The sequence below is a fragment of the Pseudomonas sp. zfem001 genome (assembly GCF_032621725.1).
Lineage (GTDB): Bacteria > Pseudomonadota > Gammaproteobacteria > Pseudomonadales > Pseudomonadaceae > Aquipseudomonas > Aquipseudomonas sediminis.
This window is the reverse complement of record NZ_JAVYJI010000001.1, coordinates 437,618-453,488: the sequence shown is the minus strand read 5'-3', so window position 1 is coordinate 453,488 and position 15,871 is coordinate 437,618. Positions and strand designations below refer to the sequence as shown.

Below are 15,871 nucleotides of genomic sequence, written 5' to 3'. Positions count from 1 at the left end.
GACTCGCGCCCCCGTTCGTTGTCGCTCCCGCCATGACCCATCCAGCCCCACATGCCGTCGCCCGCCTGCGCACAGAGCGCCTGGCGCGCAGTCTCAAACCCTTCGTTGCCCGTGGTTCGCGTGCCGAGCGTTGCCCGCACTGCCGGGTGCAGCCGACCCATTGCCTGTGCGCCTGGCGCCCGCAGGTCGAGGCCAATGCCGCCATGTGCCTGGTGATGCATGACATTGAGGCGCTGAAACCGAGCAATACCGGCTGGCTGATTGCTGATGTGGTGCCAGAAACCCACGCCTTTGGTTGGACGCGCACGGCCGTCGATCCGGCGCTGCTGGAGCTTTTGGCCGATCCGCAGTGGCAGCCGTATCTGGTCTTTCCCGGTGAATACGTAGCGCCGCAGCGCGTGGTCGAGGAGGTGACGCTGGCGCCCGGCAAGCGTCCGCTGTTCGTGCTGCTCGACGCCACCTGGACCGAGGCGCGCAAGATGTTTCGCAAGAGCCCGTATCTGGACGCGCTGCCGGTGCTCAGCCTGACGCCGGCGCAGCTATCGCGTTATCGCCTGCGTCGTTCTACCCGTGGCGAGCACCTGTGCACCGCCGAGGTGGCCGCCATGTGCCTGGAACTGGCTGGCGACCTGCGTGCTGGTGAGGCGCTGGACGATTATCTCGACGTCTTCAGCCAGCACTACCTGGCTGCCAAACGGCGTTTGCCGCTGGATCTCAACGACGCTCTGCACCAGCGTTTGCAGACGTACCGCTGAGTTCGCTGGGCAGTGGCTTGGGCCACAGCTGCGCCAGCAGCATGCCGCCGAACATCAGCGCACAACCCAGATAGCCGCGCGGTGCCAGCACTTCGCTCAGCAACAGGGCGCCGGCGATGGCAGCGAACACCGCCTCCAGCGAGAGGATGATCGCCGCGTGCGAGGCGATGGCATGCTGCTGCGCCACTACCTGCAGGGTGAAGCCGATCGCCACGCCGAACACGCCGCCGTAGAGGATCGCCGGACCGGCGGCAATGATGCCGTCCAGTGTCGCGGTCTCGAAAACCAGTGCCAGCAACAGGCTGATCACCGCGCAGGTGGCGAACTGGATGAAGGCCAGGCGCAACGGGTCATGACGGCCGGCGAAGAAACCTACCAGCAGCACATGAATGCCCCAGACGAAGGCGCCAGCCAACTGCAGCCAGTCGCCCGAGGCCACGGTAAAGCCTTCGCCGACGCTTAGCAGGAACATGCCGACCACTGCCAGACTGGCGCCCAACCAGATGCCCGCGCTGCTGCGCTGGCCGATCAGCAGGCCGAGAATCGGTACCACGATCACGTACAAACCGGTGATGAAGCCTGAGTTGGTCACCGTAGTGAACAGCAGGCCGACCTGCTGCAGGTTGATCCCTAGCGACAGCGCCAGCCCCATGATCACACCACCCACCAGCAGGCTGCGATTCAGTGGCGCAGTGGGCCGCTGTTGGCGACGCTGCAGCAACGCCAGCACCGGCAACAGAACCAGGCAGGCGAGGGTGAAGCGCAGGCCGGTATAAAGAAAGGGGCCGATGTTATCCATGCCCAGACGCTGGGCGACGAAGGCGCTGCCCCAGATCATCGCGGTAATCAGCATCAACAGGTCGGCGCGCAGGGCTTGGCTTCGCATTGGGGCGTCTCGGCGGGAAAGTTGCGCATCCTGCCGCAAAGCATTGAGCTTGACCACCCCGTCACAGCTCGGCATGCTGAGCGCCGCCGTCGGTCCGAGTGGGGAGTCTGTGATGCTCATTGAGCAGGCTTGAGCGGGTCGTCAGGCGAAAAGCACTGCCATACTCACCTCAGTGCCACTTATAACAAGAACAGGATCTGCCAATGGCCGCCTACGAAATCCTGATTGCTGACGACCACCCGCTGTTTCGCAGCGCGCTGCAACAAGCTCTGACCCTGGGCCTGGGGCCTGAAGTGCATCTGGTAGAAGCTGCCAGCATCGCAGAGCTTGAAAACCACCTTGCCGCCAAGAGTGATTGGGACCTGGTCCTGCTTGACCTCAATATGCCCGGTGCCTACGGTTTTTCCGGTCTGGTATTGCTGCGTGGGCAGTACCCGCAGATCCCTGTGGTGATGATCTCCGCCCAGGAAGAAGCCTCCGTGGTCAACCGCTCCCGCGAATTCGGGGCCAGTGGCTTTATCCCCAAATCCAGCCCACTGGAAACCCTGCAGCAAGCGGTGCGCCATGTACTCGATGGTGACACCTGGTGGCCGCCGCTGGCCGAGGAGGGGGCGCCGGTTTCCGCCGAGGCCAAGGCAGCCAGTGCCGGCCTGGCCAGCCTGACACCGCAGCAGTTCCGCGTCTTGACCATGGTCTGCGAAGGGCTGTTGAACAAGCAGATCGCCTACGAATTGAGCGTGTCCGAAGCGACGGTCAAGGCGCATGTGACGGCGATCTTTCGCAAGCTGGGCGTGCGCACCCGCACTCAGGCGGCGCTGCTGTTGCAGCAGATGGAATCGATCCCCGCGCAGTGAGCTGCGCATCGGCGCTGCGTTGAATGCAGGCTCGGCCTGCTCATTTACAGCCCGTAAACTGCGCCGCCTCACTTGCTATCGTTTAGCTCGCGATCTCGCATATAGGTGCTCGCGCTGCGGATGCAGTAAGCTGCGCGCCTCTTCCAGAAGGGGTGAGGCGCATGTCGCCATTCAAGGGCCAGACCGGCCTGAAACGTATCCTCAACGCCGCCAGCTATTCGCTCGATGGCCTGCGCGCCGCGTTCTTCGGCGAAGCAGCCTTTCGCCAGCTGGTGTTGCTCAATCTGGTGCTGATTCCATCGGCGTTCCTGCTCGACGTCAGCCGCGGTGAGCGTGCGCTGATGGTGGCTGTGTGTCTGCTGGCGCTGATCGTCGAGTTGCTCAACTCGGCGATCGAGGCGGCCATCGACCGCATTTCTCTGGAGCGCCATCCGCTGTCGAAGAATGCCAAGGACATGGGCAGCGCCGCGCAGTTCGTGGCGCTGGGCATGATCGCCTCGGTCTGGGCAGTCATCCTGCTTGGCTGACGCTCAGACGATCGGCGGCAGAACGATCTGATCGCTGCGACTGACGCCGGCGGTCAGCGCACGACACTGTTCAAGAAATTCGCGCATCGCCGCTGTCTGGTACTTCTGCTTGTGCCAGATGAAGTAGAACTGCCGGCGCAGGTCCAGCTCTGGCGTTTCCACCGGCATTAGGCTGCCGCGACGAAAGGCGTCGCGCAGCGCCAAGCGTGAGATGCAGCCGATGCCCAGACCGGATTCCACGGCGCGCTTGATTGCCTCGGTGTGTTCCAGCTCCAGGCGAATGTTCAGATTGCGCGGGTGATGACGCATGGCCTGATCAAAAGTCAGTCGTGTGCCTGAGCCCTGCTCACGCAGAATCCAGGCTTCGTGCGTCAGCTCTTCCAGGCTGGCACTGCCGCGTTGGGCCAGCGGGTGTTGCGGCGCGCAGAACACCACCAGTTCGTCCTCGACCCACGGCTGCACCTCGATATCCGGGTGCTGGCAGTCGCCTTCGATCAAGCCCAGGTCCAGCTCGTAGTGGGCGATTTGCTGCACCACATGGGCGGTGTTGTGGACCTGCAGCTTCACCCTGCATTCGGGGTGGCGCTGCATGAAGCTGCCAATAAGCAGGGTGGCCAGGTAGTTGCCCACCGTCAGCGTGGCGCCGACGTGCAGTGAGCCATAACCGCTCTTGCCGCCCAGCAGGCGTTCGATTTCGCGCGCCTGGTCGATCAGCGCCACAGCCTCGGGCAGTAGCTGTCGGCCCAGGGCATTGAGCGCCAGACGCTTGCCGGCGCGATCGAACAACTGGCAGTCGGATTGGCGTTCCAGTTCGGTCAGCGAAGTGCTGGTCGCAGACTGCGACAATGCGAGCGATTGCGCGGCGCGCGAGACGCTTTCATGCTGCGCCACGGCAACGAACACCTGAAGTTGTCTGAGAGTAAATCGCATATCGATATAACCGATAACCTATATCTTGATAATCCACTTAACAGATATTGTTGCCGCGAATAGAATGCCGCGCAATCGCGCCTTTGGCGCTGAAGTTCTTCGAGGAAATCATCATGAGCAATATGAACGTCGAGCGCGTGCTCAGCGTCCACCACTGGAACGATACGCTGTTCAGCTTCAAGTGCACCCGCGATCCGGGTCTGCGCTTCGAGAATGGTCAGTTCGTGATGATCGGCCTGCAGCAGGAGAGCGGCCGCCCGCTGATGCGCGCCTATTCCATCGCCAGCCCGAACTGGGAAGAACACCTGGAATTCTTCAGCATCAAGGTGCCGGACGGCCCGCTGACCTCGCAGCTGCAGCACTTGAAGGAAGGCGACGAGATCATCATCAGCAAGAAGCCCACCGGCACGCTGGTGCTCGATGACCTCAACCCCGGCAAGCACCTCTATCTGCTCAGCACCGGCACCGGTCTGGCACCGTTCATGAGCGTGATTCAGGACCCGGAAACCTACGAGCGCTTCGAGAAGGTGATTCTGGTTCACGGCGTGCGCTACGTGAACGAAGTGGCCTACCGCGAGTTCATCACCGAGCACCTGCCGCAGAACGAATTCTTCGGTGATGCGCTGAAGGACAAGCTGATCTACTACCCGACCGTGACCCGCGAGCCGTTCGAGAACCAGGGCCGCCTGACCGACCTGATGCGCAGCGGCAAACTGTTCGCCGATATCGGCCTGCCGCCGATCAACCCGCAGGACGACCGCGCCATGATCTGTGGCAGCCCGAGCATGCTCGACGAGACCAGCGAAGTGCTCGACAGCTTCGGTCTGAAGATCTCCCCGCGTATGCGTGAGCCGGGGGACTACCTGATCGAGCGCGCCTTCGTCGAGAAGTAAGCCGTCGATCTGCTGCGCGTCGGCCCTGCTGCGTTAAAAACAGGCTCGGCAGGCCGCTTGCGGCCAACGCACTTTAGTGCGGCCCCGTAGGGGCGAGCGAAGCGAGTCATGCTCATGTGCTACAGCACACTCCGCTTTCTCGCCTGTTTTTGTGGGGCCGCCATCGGTATTGCATGACTCTAGCTCGCGAGATCGAATGAAAAGCCGCCCAATTGGGCGGCTTTGTCGTTCGTGGGGCTCGTAGCCCGGATGCAATCCGGGGAGGGTGTGTTGCAACTCCCTGATTTCATCCGGGCTACGTCAGTGTCCTAAAGACGCTTGGCGTCGATGATCAGCACTGGCTCGCGCGGTACGTTCTGGTGCATGCCGCGGTTGCCGGTGGGGACCTGGGCGATCTTGTCCACCACGTCCATGCCGCGGGTGACCTTGCCGAATACGGCGTAGCCGAAGTCACGCGAGCTGTGGTCGAGGAAGGCGTTGTCCTTGTGGTTGATGAAGAACTGGCTGGTGGCTGAGTCGCGTACCTGAGTACGGGCCATGGCCAGGGTGCCGCGCACGTTGTGCAGGCCATTGTCGGCCTCGTTCTTGATCGGCGTGTTGGTGTCCTTCTGGCGCATGTCGGCATCGAAACCGCCGCCCTGGACCATGAAGCCCGGAATCACCCGGTGGAACTGGGTGCCGTTATAGAAGCCACTGTCGACGTACTTGAGAAAGTTCTGCGTGCTGATTGGCGCCTTGTCGGCGGCCAGCTCCACTTCCACTTCACCCAGGCTGGTGGTCAGCAGGACCTTGGGATTTTCTGCGGCCAGCAGGCTGGAGGACAGCAGCAGGGCGCCGGTGGCGAGAACGAGTTGCTTGAGCATGATGGTCAGTTTTCCTTGTTGGCGGTCTCGCCGAGAAAGGCGAGCAGGGCGTTATTAAAGCGTTCTGGTTGATCCAGTGGTGTGGCGTGGCGCGAGTTTTCGATGACCAGCAGGCGCGCGTTGGGCATTTCTGCCACGTATTCGCGCTTGCGTTCAACGGGCGTGTAGTCGCGGTCGGCGGTGATCACCAGGGTAGGACAGGTGATGCGATCGAGGCGTTCACGCACGCCCCAGCCGATGATCGCGTCAAGACTGGCGAGGTAGGCGCGTTTGTCGTTCTGCGGCCAGCGTTCTTCGACCTTGCGACGCAGTTCGGCCTGCTCCGGTTTGGGGAACAGCAGCTTTCCCAGCGCCTTGGCGATGGTGTCCAGGCTGAGCAGACGCGAGAGCGTCCAGCGTTTACCGATTTCCAGCCAGTCGCGTGCGCTCTTGGCCTTCACCTCTGGGCCGCTGTTGACGATGGTCAGACTGCGCAGTAGTTCGGGGCGGTCTACGCCGAGCTGGAAGCCGATCATCCCACCCATGGAGATGCCTACCAGGTGCACGGGTGCAAGCTGCAGGTGGTCGATCAGGGCGGCGACATCCTCAGCGAAATCGGCGATGCGATAAGCCTCGCGCGGCTTGTCCGAGCGGCCGTGGCCGCGCACGTCGAGGGCGATGACCCGATAGTGCTGGGCGAGCACCGGGATCTGGTATTCCCAGTCGCGCGTGCTCGAACCCAGGCCATGCACCAGTAACAGGGGCGTGCCGTGGCCGTAGTCTTCGTAATGCAGTTGGCAACCGTCGTTGTCGAAGTAGGACATGGGCAGGCTCTCAGTTGGGCGACTGCGGCGCGGCAAAGGCGGCGTCCAGCGGCGCCGCGTCGAAGTTCTTGATCAGCTCGATGAGAATCTGCGTGGCCGGACCGAGCACGCGCTCCTTGTTGCTGTAGAGGAAGAAGCGCGGCTTGCGCAGGCCGCCCTGGGTCAGGGGCAAGGGTTTCAGCAGACCTTCCTGCAGTTCGCGAACGATCAGGTGGCGTGGTAGCCAGGCGAAGCCCAGGCCGCTGCTGACGAAGGTGCGTGCGGTCGGCAGGCTGCCCACTGTCCAGCGCTGTTCCGCGCCCAGCCAGCCGGCGTCGCGCGGCTGCAAGCGGCCACTGTCACGGGTGACCACCTGCATCTGACCTTCCAGGTCCTGAAAGCTCAGTTCGCGTTGCAGGCGGTGCAGGGGGTGTTCCGGGTTGGCGACGGCGACAAATTCCACCTCATTGAGCTCGATGCCCAGGTGACCGGTGATGTTCAGCGCACTGATGGCCAGGTCGGCGGTGCCTTCGAGCAGCACCTCCTCGACGCCGGACAGCACTTCCTCGCGCAGGCGTACGCGGCAACCGCGGCTTTGCGGCATGAAGGCGGTCAGGGCACGGACGAGGTTGGCGGTGGGGTAGGCGGCATCCACCACCAGGCGCACTTCGGCTTCCCAGCCCTGTTCCATGTGGTGGGCCAGGTCTTCCAACTGACTGGCCTGCTTGACCAGTTGCCGTGAGCGGCGCAGCAATACATCGCCGGCTTCGGTGAGCACGGCCTTGCGACCGTCGATGCGCAGCAGTGGTACACCGAGCTGTTCCTGCATGCGTGCCACGGTATAGCTGACCGAGGACTGCGAGCGGTGCAGCACGTCGGCAGCCTGGGCGAAGCCGCCCTGATCCACCACGGCCTGCAGCGTGCGCCATTGATCCAGGGTTACGCGAGGAGCTTTCATCACATCATCCTGCCTGAGTCGGCTGTTATCGCCGACGATCTCCACCTACACTGGCGATCCCATGTAGGAGAGCACCGATGAAAAAAATAATCTGCTTGCTGCTGGCCTGTATGCCGTTGGCTGCCCATGCCTACCCCATCGAGGTGGAAAAACAGTTCAACGGCGCCGAGGTCTCCGCCACCACTCAGGAAATCGACCACAACATGGCGGCCCTGATGCTCTACAACTACGGTCAGAGCGAAGCCGAGTGCAGTGCCGTGTTCCAAAATGGCCCCGAGGCACCGCGCATCCGGCGTACCGTGTTGGCGCCTGGCGCCAGCAACAACATGGCGGTCAAGTTCACCCGTAGTGTGATTCGTCTGCGGATCAAGCTGACCTGCAACCTGAAGTGATGAAAGCCTAGATGCGACCAGTCGATAAATCAAATTAGTCGATATATGTAAGCGGATATTTACGCTTTTTAATCGAAAGTCGCATCTCTATTCTCTGCTCCATCGACTCTTGTTCACCTTGATGGAGCCTCAGACATGTCCCGTATTCTCGTAATCGAAAGCAGCGCCCGCCAGCAAGGTTCGGTCTCCCGCGAGCTGACCCAGCAATTCATCGCCAATTGGCAGGCTGCGCACCCGGCTGATCAGGTCCAGGTGCGTGATCTGGCGGCCGAACCGGTGCCGCACCTCGACGCCACGCTGTTGGGTGGCTGGATGACCCCGAGCGAGCAGCAGAGCGATGCCGAGAAAGCTGCCCTGGCCCGCTCCAATCAACTGACCGATGAGCTGCTGGCCGCCGATGTGCTGGTGCTGGCCGCGCCGATGTACAACTTCGCCATCCCCAGCACCCTCAAGGCCTGGCTGGACCATGTGCTGCGCGCTGGCGTCACCTTCAAGTACACCGAAACCGGTCCGCAGGGCCTGCTGACCGGCAAACGTGCCTTCGTGCTCACGGCTCGTGGCGGTATCTACGCCGGCAGCGGCCTGGATCATCAGGAGCCCTACCTGCGTCAGGCGCTGGCCTTCATCGGTATCCACGATGTGCAGTTCATTCATGCCGAAGGCCTGAATATGGGCGCCGAGTTCAGCGAGAAAGGCCTGGCCCAGGCCAAAGCCAAGCTGGCTGAAGTGGCCTGATCCGAGACTCTCCTGGCGCCTGGGCTCCTGGGCGCTTCTGCCGGGCATTGCGCAAGCAATGACCGGCTTTTTTACGTGGGCCTGGCGACGCGCTCTTGCCCGGTGGCGACGGCTTGCACGTGAGGCCGGTGGGGTTCGCCTGCTGTCGATTGTACGTCCGCGATGAACGCGCTAAGGTCGCCGCCTGTTCCTGAGGTGACCATGCGCTATCTGTTGATCGTGACCCTGCTGTGGGCGTTTTCCTTCAGCCTGATCGGTGAGTACCTGGCCGGCCGGGTCGACAGCTATTTTGCGGTGCTGACGCGCATCGTCATCGCCGGCTTGCTGTTCGTGCCGCTGACCCGTTGGCGCGGTCATGCTCCGGCGTTCGTGCGCGGCATGTTGCTGATCGGCGCCCTGCAGTTCGGCATCACCTACGTGTGCCTGTACCTGAGCTTCTCGGTGCTGACGGTGCCGGAGGTGCTGCTGTTCACCATCCTCACACCGCTGCATGTAACGCTGATCGAGGATGCGCTGAACCACCGGTTCAACCCCTGGGCACTGCTGGCTGCGCTGGTGGCGGTGCTGGGTGCCGGGATCATCCGCTACGACGGTATCAGCAGCGGCTTTTTGCTCGGATTCCTGTTGCTGCAGGTGGCCAACTTCACCTTCGCCGCCGGGCAGGTGCTGTACAAGCATCTGCTGTTCAAACACCCCTCCACCGAGCCGCAATACAGACGCTTTGGTTTCTTCTACCTGGGTGCGCTGCTGATCGCGCTGCCGGCCTTCCTGCTACTGGGCAACGGCGAGCGACTGCCAAGCAGCGCACTGCAGTGGAGCGTGCTGGTCTGGCTTGGTGTGGTGGCGTCCGGATTGGGACTGTACTGGTGGAACAAGGGCGCCAGCCTGGTCGATGGCGGCACCCTGGCGGTGATGAACAATGCACTGGTGCCGGCCGGTTTGCTGGTCAATCTGCTGATCTGGAATCACGACGCCGATCTGCTGCGCCTGGCTCTGGGCGGTGCGGTGATTGCGGCGTCGCTGCCGCTGGTCAATCTGGGACGCGCGCGTCGTACGCCCGCCGGGGTGCACTGATGCAGCTGTCCGGGCGGGGTGTGGCGCTATCGGTTGGCGCGTCGATGCTGTTTGCCGTGCTGCCTGGCTACGTGCAGTGGCTGACGCCGCTCGATGGCGTGCAGATATTCGCTCAGCGCGTGCTCTGGTCGATTCCGTTGGTTCTGCTGCTGGTGCTGCTGGCAGGGCAGACCACCTTGCTGCGCGAGACCTTCGTGCGTCTGCGCCACGAGCCGCTGTTGTTGGCTGCCTGCCCGCTGGCGGCGGCCTTGATTGGCGTGCAGTGGGGGCTGTTTCTCTGGGCGCCCTTGGCCGGGCATATGCTGGAAGTGTCCATGGGGTACTTCCTGCTGCCGTTGGCAATGGTGCTGACCGGTCGGCTGTTCTACGGCGAGCGCCTGCGTCCGCTGCAGCGCTTGGCAGTGACCTGCGCCATGCTCGGCGTGCTGCACGAGCTGTGGCGCATCCAGGCGTTCTCCTGGCTGACGCTGATCACTGCGTTGGGGTATCCGCCTTACTTCATGCTGCGCCGCTGGATGCGCCTCGATGCGCTGTCCGGTTTCGTGCTGGAGATGCTGATGCTGGCGCCGTTGGCGATTTGGCTGATCGTTGCCTACGGGCCGGTTGGCGCATTCGCTGAGCGTCCGCTGCTGTGGTTGCTGGTGCCGGTGATGGCGCTGATCGGTACGCTGGCCTTCGCGGCCTACATGGCATCCAGCCGGCTGCTGCCTCTGGGGCTGTTCGGCATTCTCAGCTATGTCGAGCCAGTGCTGTTGTTCGCCGTGGCGCTACTGGTGCTGGGCGAGACCTTCGATGCGGGGCAGTGGTTGACCTACCTGCCGATCTGGGCGGCTGTGCTGCTGGTCGGCTGGGACAGTGCCCGGCTGCTGCGCAAGCAGCAGCGCGAGAACATCAGGCCGCGTTGATGCGCGGCGCGGGGATCTGCGTTGGCATGCTGGCCTGCTTCTGCACCTGGTAGTGCACTTGCAACGTGCCGTTGTTGAAGCGGCGTTGCTCGCTCAGCGTCAGGCTGCGTTCCATGCCGGTGGCCAGCAGTGGAATACCGGCGCCGAGCAGGTGCGGTACCAGGTTGATCACCACTTCGTCGATCAGTCCGGCGGTGTAGCAGTTACCCGCCAGCAGGCTGCCGCCGACCAGCCAGATGCGCTGGAAACCGGCCTCGTTCAGTGCTGCCACGGCTTGAGCCGGTGTGCAGTGCGTCAGCTGTATTTCGTCCGCGGCGCGCGGCAGAGCGAGGCGAGTCAGCACCACGCAGGGCTTGCCGGGATAAGGCCAGGGACCGCCACGCTTGAGCAACGCCTCGTAGGTACCGCGGCCCATCAGCAGGGCATCGATGCCGGAGTAGAAGTACTGAAAGGCGTACTCTTCATCGGCCTCCCGTGGCGAATCGAACCAGTCGATGCGGCCATCGGGGCGCGCGATATAGCCGTCGAGGCTCGACGTGACGTGGTAGATCAGCGAAGCGTTCATGGTGCCTCCGCACGCGGGTTATCTGACAGATAGATCGATGGCCGCAGAACAAGTTCGACAGAGGGCGTGCCACTCGTCGGCGCGTTCGCTGATCAGTCCAGCACGTTACGCAGGATTTCGTAGACGATCCCGGTCGCGATGGCGATCAACACAACATCTCGGCCGATCTGCTCCTGCCGGATAGCGACTCCAGGCGGCCGCCCGTCGTCGCCTGAACGCGAGTTTCATGCAAAGAAATTCGGCCCCGGCGGCGGAAACCGTTAGGCTATGCACCGTTTTGTCGATTTCTCTGAGGTAGTGCCCCCGTGTTTGCCCAATTCGCCCTGCATGAACGCCTGCTGAAAGCCGTGGCCGAGCTTAATTTCGTCGAGCCGACTCCGGTGCAGGCGGCAGCGATTCCGCCTGCGCTGGAGGGCAAGGACCTACGGGTGATTGCCCAGACCGGCAGCGGCAAGACCGCCGCTTTCGTTCTGCCGCTGCTCAATCGCCTGCTCGGTGACGGCAACTCCAAGCAGCGTCTGAGCATTCGTGCGCTGATCCTGCTGCCGACCCGCGAGCTGGCCCAGCAGACGCTCAAGGAAGTCGAGCGCTTCGGCCAGTTCACCTTCCTCAAGGCCGGTCTGGTGACCGGTGGCGAGGACTTCAAGGTGCAGGCCGCGATGATGCGCAAGATCGATATTCTGATCGGCACGCCGGGCCGCCTGATCGAGCACGCCAACGCCGGCAATCTGCCGCTGGACGAGGTCGAAGTGCTGGTGTTCGACGAGGCTGACCGCATGCTCGACATGGGCTTTGCCGAAGACGCCCAGCGTCTGGCCGAGGCTTGCGGGCCGCACCAGACCCTGCTGTTCTCCGCCACCACCGGCGGCAATGGCCTGCGCGAGATGGTCGCCAAGGTACTCAAGGAGCCGCAGCACCTGATGCTCAACAGCGTCAGCCAGCTCAATGAAGGTACCCGTCAGCAGATCATTACGGCCGACCACAACTACCACAAGGAACAGCTGGTCGACTGGTTGCTGACCAACGAGGCCTACGACAAGGCCATCGTCTTCACCAACACCCGTGTGCAGGCCGACCGCCTCTACGGCAAGCTGGTGACCGCCGGGGTCAAGGCGTTCGTGCTGCATGGCGAGAAGGATCAGAAGGATCGCAAACTGGCCATCGAGCGCCTGCGCCAGGGCGCGGTCAAGGTGCTGGTGGCCACCGACGTTGCCGCGCGCGGTCTGGACGTCGAAGGCCTGGATCTGGTGATCAACTTCGACATGCCGCGCTCCGGCGATGAGTACGTGCACCGCATCGGCCGTACCGGCCGCGCCGGTGGCGAAGGCCTGGCGGTGTCGCTGATTTGCCACACCGACTGGAACCTGATGTCGAGCATCGAACGCTACCTCAAGCAGCGTTTCGAGCGTCGCACCATCAAGGAACTGAAAGGCGTATACCAGGGGCCGAAGAACCTCAAGGCGTCCGGCAAGGCCGCTGGCAGCAAGAAGAAAAAGACCGAGAAGAAAGACCCGAAGAAGGCCGCCGCGCCCAAGCGCAAGACCGGTCCACGCCCGGCTGGCAAGCCATCGTCGTTAGTCAGTGAAGACGGCAGCGCGCCGCTCAAGCGCAAGAAGCCGGCTGCGGAGTAATCTGGCTGTTGTGGGAGGCGCTTTCGGCTCTGGCATCCTGCTTCGCTCTACCTCCTGCATCCATGCAGTCGTAGCGACGAGTCGCGGCTGAAGCCCCTCCCGCAGTTTTACTCCACTCCGACGAAACCACCGGTCTGATGCTGCCACAGGCGTGCATACAGACCGCCGTGGGCAATCAGCTCGGCGTGGGTGCCGGTTTCGATGACCTGGCCCTGGTCGATCACCACCAGGCGATCCATCCGTGCGATGGTCGACAGGCGGTGGGCGATGGCGATCACCGTTTTGCCTTCCATCAGGCTGTCCAGGCTTTCCTGAATGGCCGCTTCCACTTCCGAATCCAGTGCCGAGGTGGCTTCGTCCAGCACCAGGATCGGCGCGTCCTTGAGCAGTACGCGGGCGATGGCGATGCGCTGGCGCTGACCGCCGGACAGCTTCACGCCGCGTTCACCGACCTGCGCATCCATGCCACGGCCGCCCTGGCTGTCGTCGAGGGTGGGGATGAAGGCATCGGCGCGGGCCTTGCGTACCGCCTCCCACAGCTCCTCGTCGCTGGCAGCGGGCTTGCCGTAGCGCAGGTTGTCGCGGATCGAGCGGTGCAGCAGCGAGGTGTCCTGGGTCACCACGCCGATGTTGGCGCGCAGGCTCTCCTGGGTCACCGTGGCGATATCCTGATCGTCGATCAGGATGCGGCCGCTTTCCAGGTCATAGAGGCGCAGCAGCAGGTTGACCAGGGTCGACTTGCCGGCGCCGGACGGACCGACCAGGCCGATCTTTTCGCCGGGGCGAATATCGATGCTGAGGCCGGCGATCACGCCGCCGCGCTTACCGTAGTGGAAGTGGATGTCGTCGAAGCGCACGCTGCCCTGCTGCACCTGGATCGGCTTGGCGTCGGTGCGGTCGAGCACCTGGCGTGGCTGCACGATGCTCTGCATGCCGTCCTGTACGGTGCCGACGTTCTCGAAGATGCCGTTGACCACCCACATGATCCACTCGGCCATGTTGTTGATGCGGATCACCAGGCCCAGCGCCAGGGCGATGGCGCCGGTGGTGATCAGCGACTGGCTCCACAGCCACAGGGCCAGCGCACCGGTGCCGACGATCAGCACGCCATTGAGGCAGGTGATGAGAAAATCCAGCGCAGTGATGGTGCGCGACTGCAGGCGGAACTTGTCGAGCAGGTCCTGCATGGCTTCACGGGCGTAGCTTTCCTCTTCCTGTGAGTGGGCGAACAGCTTGAGCGTGGCAATGTTGCTGTAGCCATCGACGACCCGACCCATGACTTTCGAGCGCGCCGAGGAGGCGGCGGCCGAGCGCGCCTTGATGCGCGGCACGAAGTACCAGAGCGCCGCGCTGTAACCGACGATCCACAACGCCAGCGGCACCACCAGGCGCAGATCGGCGGCGGCGAACAGGTACAGCGCGCTGCCGGCATAGACCACCACATGCCACAGTGCGTCGATCACCTGCATCGCCGAGTCGCGCAGCGAGGGGCCGGTCTGCATCACGCGCTGGGCGATGCGGCCGGCGAAGTCGTTCTGGAAGAAGCTCAGGCTCTGCTTGAGTACGTAGCGATGGTTCTGCCAGCGAATCAGGTTGGTCAGGCCCGGATTGACCGCCTGGTGGGTGAGCAGGTTGTGCAGGCCGAACACCACGGGGCGGATGACCAGCGCCACCAGCAGCATCCACAGCAGCTCGCTCTGGTGCTCGCTGAAGAAGCTGCTGGCATCCGTGCTGGCCTGGGCCATGTCGATCAACTGGCCGAGGAAGGCGAACAGCGCGACCTCGATCAGGGCAGCGAAGAAGCCGATCACCAGCACGGCCAGCATCAGCGGCCACACCTGTTTCAGGTAGTGACCGTAGAAGCGCAGCATGCCAGCGGGCGGGGCGACGTCAGGGCTGGGTTTGAAGACGTCGATCAGGGATTCGAAGCGGCGAAACAACATTGCAGGCGTCCTGCCTCGGCAGAGGAAACGCCGATAGTAACGCCGTTAGTGCAAGCGAGTCTCAGTTAAAAGCGGTTTCTGCAACTCACCAGCCCAGGCCAGCAATGGAATCTCCAGCTGCGGTTGCCAGATGCGTTTGAACAGCAGTGCCAGGTGTTCGACCTCGCCGCGTTCGAAGGGCAGTCGGTCGATGCGTTCATGCACCTGCCATTGGCCGTCCTGCAGATGGGCAAAGTCGAAGCGGAAAGGATGAAAACCTGTCATGCCCAGGCGCAGGTCGGTGACGATCAGTCGGTCGCCGACCTGGTCGTAGCGCAGCACGCCGCCGGTGAACCACTCCAGCCGCTGGTGCATGGGCGAAGCCGTCAACTGCTCGCGCAGGTGCGTGCCGCGCGGCAGGCGTTGCAGTTGCGGTGGCTGGTCGTCGAACCAGCCGACCAGGGCTTCGTGATAGTCCTCGCCATCGAGCACGATGACGCGCCACAGCAGCGTATTGAGTGGCGTCGGTGTGGTGAACAGCTGTTCGGCCTGGATGCCCTGGCGCGCCAGCTCGCGCTCCACGCGCTGCTCGGCCATGAATTTGCCGGCCAGGCTGAAACCGATGTACAGCGTCGAGACCGCCAGCGCCACGGCCGGTACGCGCCAACTCTGCTCGCGCAACCCGGTGAACAGGCTGATCAGCACCGCTGCAATCAGCGGCAGGGTGTAGAGCGGGTCGATGATGAACAGGCTTGACCAGGCCGTAGGTGTCGGCATCAGCGGCCAGAACAGTTGGGTGCCGTAGCTGGTGAAGGCGTCCAGTAGCGGGTGAGTGATCAGCACCAGCCATAGCGTCAGCAACAAACGATTGGCCGAGTAACCCGGGTGAGGACGAAAGCGCCTGGCCAGCCAGGTCAGCAACAGGGCAAAGCCGCTGAGTACAAACAACGAGTGGCTGAAACCGCGGTGGTAGGTCATGTTGGCCACGGCATCGCCGTATTCCATGACCACATCCAGGTCGGGAACGGTGGCGAGCATCGCGCCGTAGAGCAGCGCCTTGCGCCCCTGCCAGCGGCCGAGCAACGCGCCCTGGATGCTGGCGCCGAGTACCGCCTGGGTTATGGAGTCCATCGAGTGCTTCCGAAAAAAGACAGGCTGCTACGTTAGCCGAGCCACCGCGCGAATGCCGTGGGGAAATT

Annotated in this window: 17 protein-coding genes; 9 read left to right on the top strand and 8 right to left on the bottom strand. The window is 63.2% G+C overall.

What is annotated here, in order from left to right; translation table 11 throughout:
* The first annotated feature begins 32 nt into the window (after nucleotides 1–32).
* Nucleotides 33–755, top strand: a complete 723-nt coding sequence (locus tag RTH74_RS02280; protein ID WP_099522190.1) for a tRNA-uridine aminocarboxypropyltransferase — start codon at nucleotides 33–35, stop codon at nucleotides 753–755.
* Here RTH74_RS02280 and RTH74_RS02275 read toward each other — a convergent pair.
* On the bottom strand, nucleotides 715–1,641 hold the full coding sequence (locus tag RTH74_RS02275) for a DMT family transporter (protein ID WP_316913618.1): 927 nt from the start codon (nucleotides 1,639–1,641) through the stop codon (nucleotides 715–717). The genes RTH74_RS02280 and RTH74_RS02275 overlap by 41 nt on opposite strands.
* Nucleotides 1,642–1,844: 203 nt before the next feature.
* On the opposite strand from RTH74_RS02275, the gene erdR reads away from it, so the two are divergent.
* Nucleotides 1,845–2,495 carry a response regulator transcription factor ErdR gene (gene erdR, locus RTH74_RS02270; RefSeq protein WP_099522188.1) on the top strand — a complete coding sequence of 217 codons (651 nt, stop codon included), beginning with the start codon at nucleotides 1,845–1,847 and terminating at the stop codon, nucleotides 2,493–2,495.
* A gap of 161 nt (nucleotides 2,496–2,656) precedes the next feature.
* The gene (locus tag RTH74_RS02265; RefSeq protein WP_004423509.1) at nucleotides 2,657–3,022 is read left to right on the top strand and encodes a diacylglycerol kinase; all 366 of its coding nucleotides are present in this window, start codon (nucleotides 2,657–2,659) and stop codon (nucleotides 3,020–3,022) included.
* Nucleotides 3,023–3,025: 3 nt separating this feature from the next.
* Here RTH74_RS02265 and RTH74_RS02260 read toward each other — a convergent pair whose 3' ends face one another.
* Nucleotides 3,026–3,952: a LysR family transcriptional regulator gene (locus RTH74_RS02260; protein ID WP_125879501.1), complete on the bottom strand. Its 927-nt coding sequence runs from the start codon at nucleotides 3,950–3,952 to the stop codon at nucleotides 3,026–3,028.
* Between the two features lie 113 nt (nucleotides 3,953–4,065).
* Here RTH74_RS02260 and fpr point away from each other — a divergent pair, with 113 nt between their 5' ends.
* A complete protein-coding gene (fpr, locus tag RTH74_RS02255; protein WP_179545508.1) occupies nucleotides 4,066–4,845 on the top strand; it encodes a ferredoxin-NADP reductase in 780 nt (259 codons plus the stop codon).
* A gap of 308 nt (nucleotides 4,846–5,153) precedes the next feature.
* Here the strand turns inward: fpr and RTH74_RS02250 are convergent, their stop codons facing one another.
* From RTH74_RS02250 to RTH74_RS02240, 3 genes are read right to left on the bottom strand one after another with little or no spacing between them, the layout of a single operon-like run.
* Complete coding sequence (locus RTH74_RS02250; protein WP_179545507.1) at nucleotides 5,154–5,708, bottom strand: peptidylprolyl isomerase; 555 nt, start codon at nucleotides 5,706–5,708, stop codon at nucleotides 5,154–5,156.
* A 5-nt stretch (nucleotides 5,709–5,713) separates the two neighbouring features.
* Nucleotides 5,714–6,511 carry an alpha/beta fold hydrolase gene (locus RTH74_RS02245; RefSeq protein WP_316913617.1) on the bottom strand — a complete coding sequence of 266 codons (798 nt, stop codon included), beginning with the start codon at nucleotides 6,509–6,511 and terminating at the stop codon, nucleotides 5,714–5,716.
* Nucleotides 6,512–6,521: 10 nt separating this feature from the next.
* Complete coding sequence (locus RTH74_RS02240) at nucleotides 6,522–7,448, bottom strand: LysR family transcriptional regulator (RefSeq protein WP_316913616.1); 927 nt, start codon at nucleotides 7,446–7,448, stop codon at nucleotides 6,522–6,524.
* Between the two features lie 77 nt (nucleotides 7,449–7,525).
* On the opposite strand from RTH74_RS02240, the gene RTH74_RS02235 reads away from it, so the two are divergent.
* The 4 genes from RTH74_RS02235 (at nucleotide 7,526) to rarD (ending at nucleotide 10,554) form a co-directional block, all read left to right on the top strand.
* On the top strand, nucleotides 7,526–7,840 hold the full coding sequence (locus tag RTH74_RS02235; RefSeq protein WP_099522183.1) for a 3-phosphoglycerate kinase: 315 nt from the start codon (nucleotides 7,526–7,528) through the stop codon (nucleotides 7,838–7,840).
* A gap of 135 nt (nucleotides 7,841–7,975) precedes the next feature.
* Nucleotides 7,976–8,575 (top strand): FMN-dependent NADH-azoreductase, encoded by a 600-nt coding sequence (locus RTH74_RS02230; protein ID WP_179545506.1) that lies wholly within the window; start codon nucleotides 7,976–7,978, stop codon nucleotides 8,573–8,575.
* 201 nt (nucleotides 8,576–8,776) lie between these two features.
* A complete protein-coding gene (locus RTH74_RS02225) occupies nucleotides 8,777–9,649 on the top strand; it encodes a carboxylate/amino acid/amine transporter (protein WP_316913615.1) in 873 nt (290 codons plus the stop codon).
* The gene (rarD, locus tag RTH74_RS02220; protein ID WP_316913614.1) at nucleotides 9,649–10,554 is read left to right on the top strand and encodes an EamA family transporter RarD; all 906 of its coding nucleotides are present in this window, start codon (nucleotides 9,649–9,651) and stop codon (nucleotides 10,552–10,554) included. Before RTH74_RS02225 ends, rarD begins: the two co-directional genes overlap by 1 nt.
* Here the strand turns inward: rarD and RTH74_RS02215 are convergent.
* Nucleotides 10,541–11,119, bottom strand: coding sequence for a dihydrofolate reductase family protein (locus RTH74_RS02215; protein ID WP_106733064.1), 579 nt, complete (start codon nucleotides 11,117–11,119; stop codon nucleotides 10,541–10,543). The genes rarD and RTH74_RS02215 overlap by 14 nt on opposite strands.
* A gap of 305 nt (nucleotides 11,120–11,424) precedes the next feature.
* Between RTH74_RS02215 and RTH74_RS02210 the strand changes: the two genes are divergently transcribed.
* Entirely contained in the window at nucleotides 11,425–12,750 is a 1,326-nt protein-coding gene (locus RTH74_RS02210) for a DEAD/DEAH box helicase (RefSeq protein ID WP_316913613.1), read from the top strand.
* Nucleotides 12,751–12,857: 107 nt separating this feature from the next.
* On the opposite strand, the gene RTH74_RS02205 is transcribed toward RTH74_RS02210, so the two are convergent.
* Nucleotides 12,858–14,693: an ABC transporter ATP-binding protein gene (locus RTH74_RS02205; protein WP_316913612.1), complete on the bottom strand. Its 1,836-nt coding sequence runs from the start codon at nucleotides 14,691–14,693 to the stop codon at nucleotides 12,858–12,860.
* A 45-nt stretch (nucleotides 14,694–14,738) separates the two neighbouring features.
* Entirely contained in the window at nucleotides 14,739–15,803 is a 1,065-nt protein-coding gene (locus RTH74_RS02200; protein ID WP_316913611.1) for a metal-dependent hydrolase, read from the bottom strand.
* Nucleotides 15,804–15,871 lie beyond the last annotated feature (68 nt).

What these genes read in the sequence shown, in the direction of transcription:
- RTH74_RS02280 (WP_099522190.1), top strand. Translation starts at nt 33, where the DNA reads ATGACCCATCCAGCCCCACATGCCGTCGCCCGCCTGCGCACAGAGCGC.
- RTH74_RS02275 (WP_316913618.1), bottom strand. Translation starts at nt 1,641, where the DNA reads ATGCGAAGCCAAGCCCTGCGCGCCGACCTGTTGATGCTGATTACCGCG.
- erdR (WP_099522188.1), top strand. Translation starts at nt 1,845, where the DNA reads ATGGCCGCCTACGAAATCCTGATTGCTGACGACCACCCGCTGTTTCGC.
- RTH74_RS02265 (WP_004423509.1), top strand. Translation starts at nt 2,657, where the DNA reads ATGTCGCCATTCAAGGGCCAGACCGGCCTGAAACGTATCCTCAACGCC.
- RTH74_RS02260 (WP_125879501.1), bottom strand. Translation starts at nt 3,952, where the DNA reads ATGCGATTTACTCTCAGACAACTTCAGGTGTTCGTTGCCGTGGCGCAG.
- fpr (WP_179545508.1), top strand. Translation starts at nt 4,066, where the DNA reads ATGAGCAATATGAACGTCGAGCGCGTGCTCAGCGTCCACCACTGGAAC.
- RTH74_RS02250 (WP_179545507.1), bottom strand. Translation starts at nt 5,708, where the DNA reads ATGCTCAAGCAACTCGTTCTCGCCACCGGCGCCCTGCTGCTGTCCTCC.
- RTH74_RS02245 (WP_316913617.1), bottom strand. Translation starts at nt 6,511, where the DNA reads ATGTCCTACTTCGACAACGACGGTTGCCAACTGCATTACGAAGACTAC.
- RTH74_RS02240 (WP_316913616.1), bottom strand. Translation starts at nt 7,448, where the DNA reads ATGAAAGCTCCTCGCGTAACCCTGGATCAATGGCGCACGCTGCAGGCC.
- RTH74_RS02235 (WP_099522183.1), top strand. Translation starts at nt 7,526, where the DNA reads ATGAAAAAAATAATCTGCTTGCTGCTGGCCTGTATGCCGTTGGCTGCC.
- RTH74_RS02230 (WP_179545506.1), top strand. Translation starts at nt 7,976, where the DNA reads ATGTCCCGTATTCTCGTAATCGAAAGCAGCGCCCGCCAGCAAGGTTCG.
- RTH74_RS02225 (WP_316913615.1), top strand. Translation starts at nt 8,777, where the DNA reads ATGCGCTATCTGTTGATCGTGACCCTGCTGTGGGCGTTTTCCTTCAGC.
- rarD (WP_316913614.1), top strand. Translation starts at nt 9,649, where the DNA reads ATGCAGCTGTCCGGGCGGGGTGTGGCGCTATCGGTTGGCGCGTCGATG.
- RTH74_RS02215 (WP_106733064.1), bottom strand. Translation starts at nt 11,119, where the DNA reads ATGAACGCTTCGCTGATCTACCACGTCACGTCGAGCCTCGACGGCTAT.
- RTH74_RS02205 (WP_316913612.1), bottom strand. Translation starts at nt 14,693, where the DNA reads ATGTTGTTTCGCCGCTTCGAATCCCTGATCGACGTCTTCAAACCCAGC.
- RTH74_RS02200 (WP_316913611.1), bottom strand. Translation starts at nt 15,803, where the DNA reads ATGGACTCCATAACCCAGGCGGTACTCGGCGCCAGCATCCAGGGCGCG.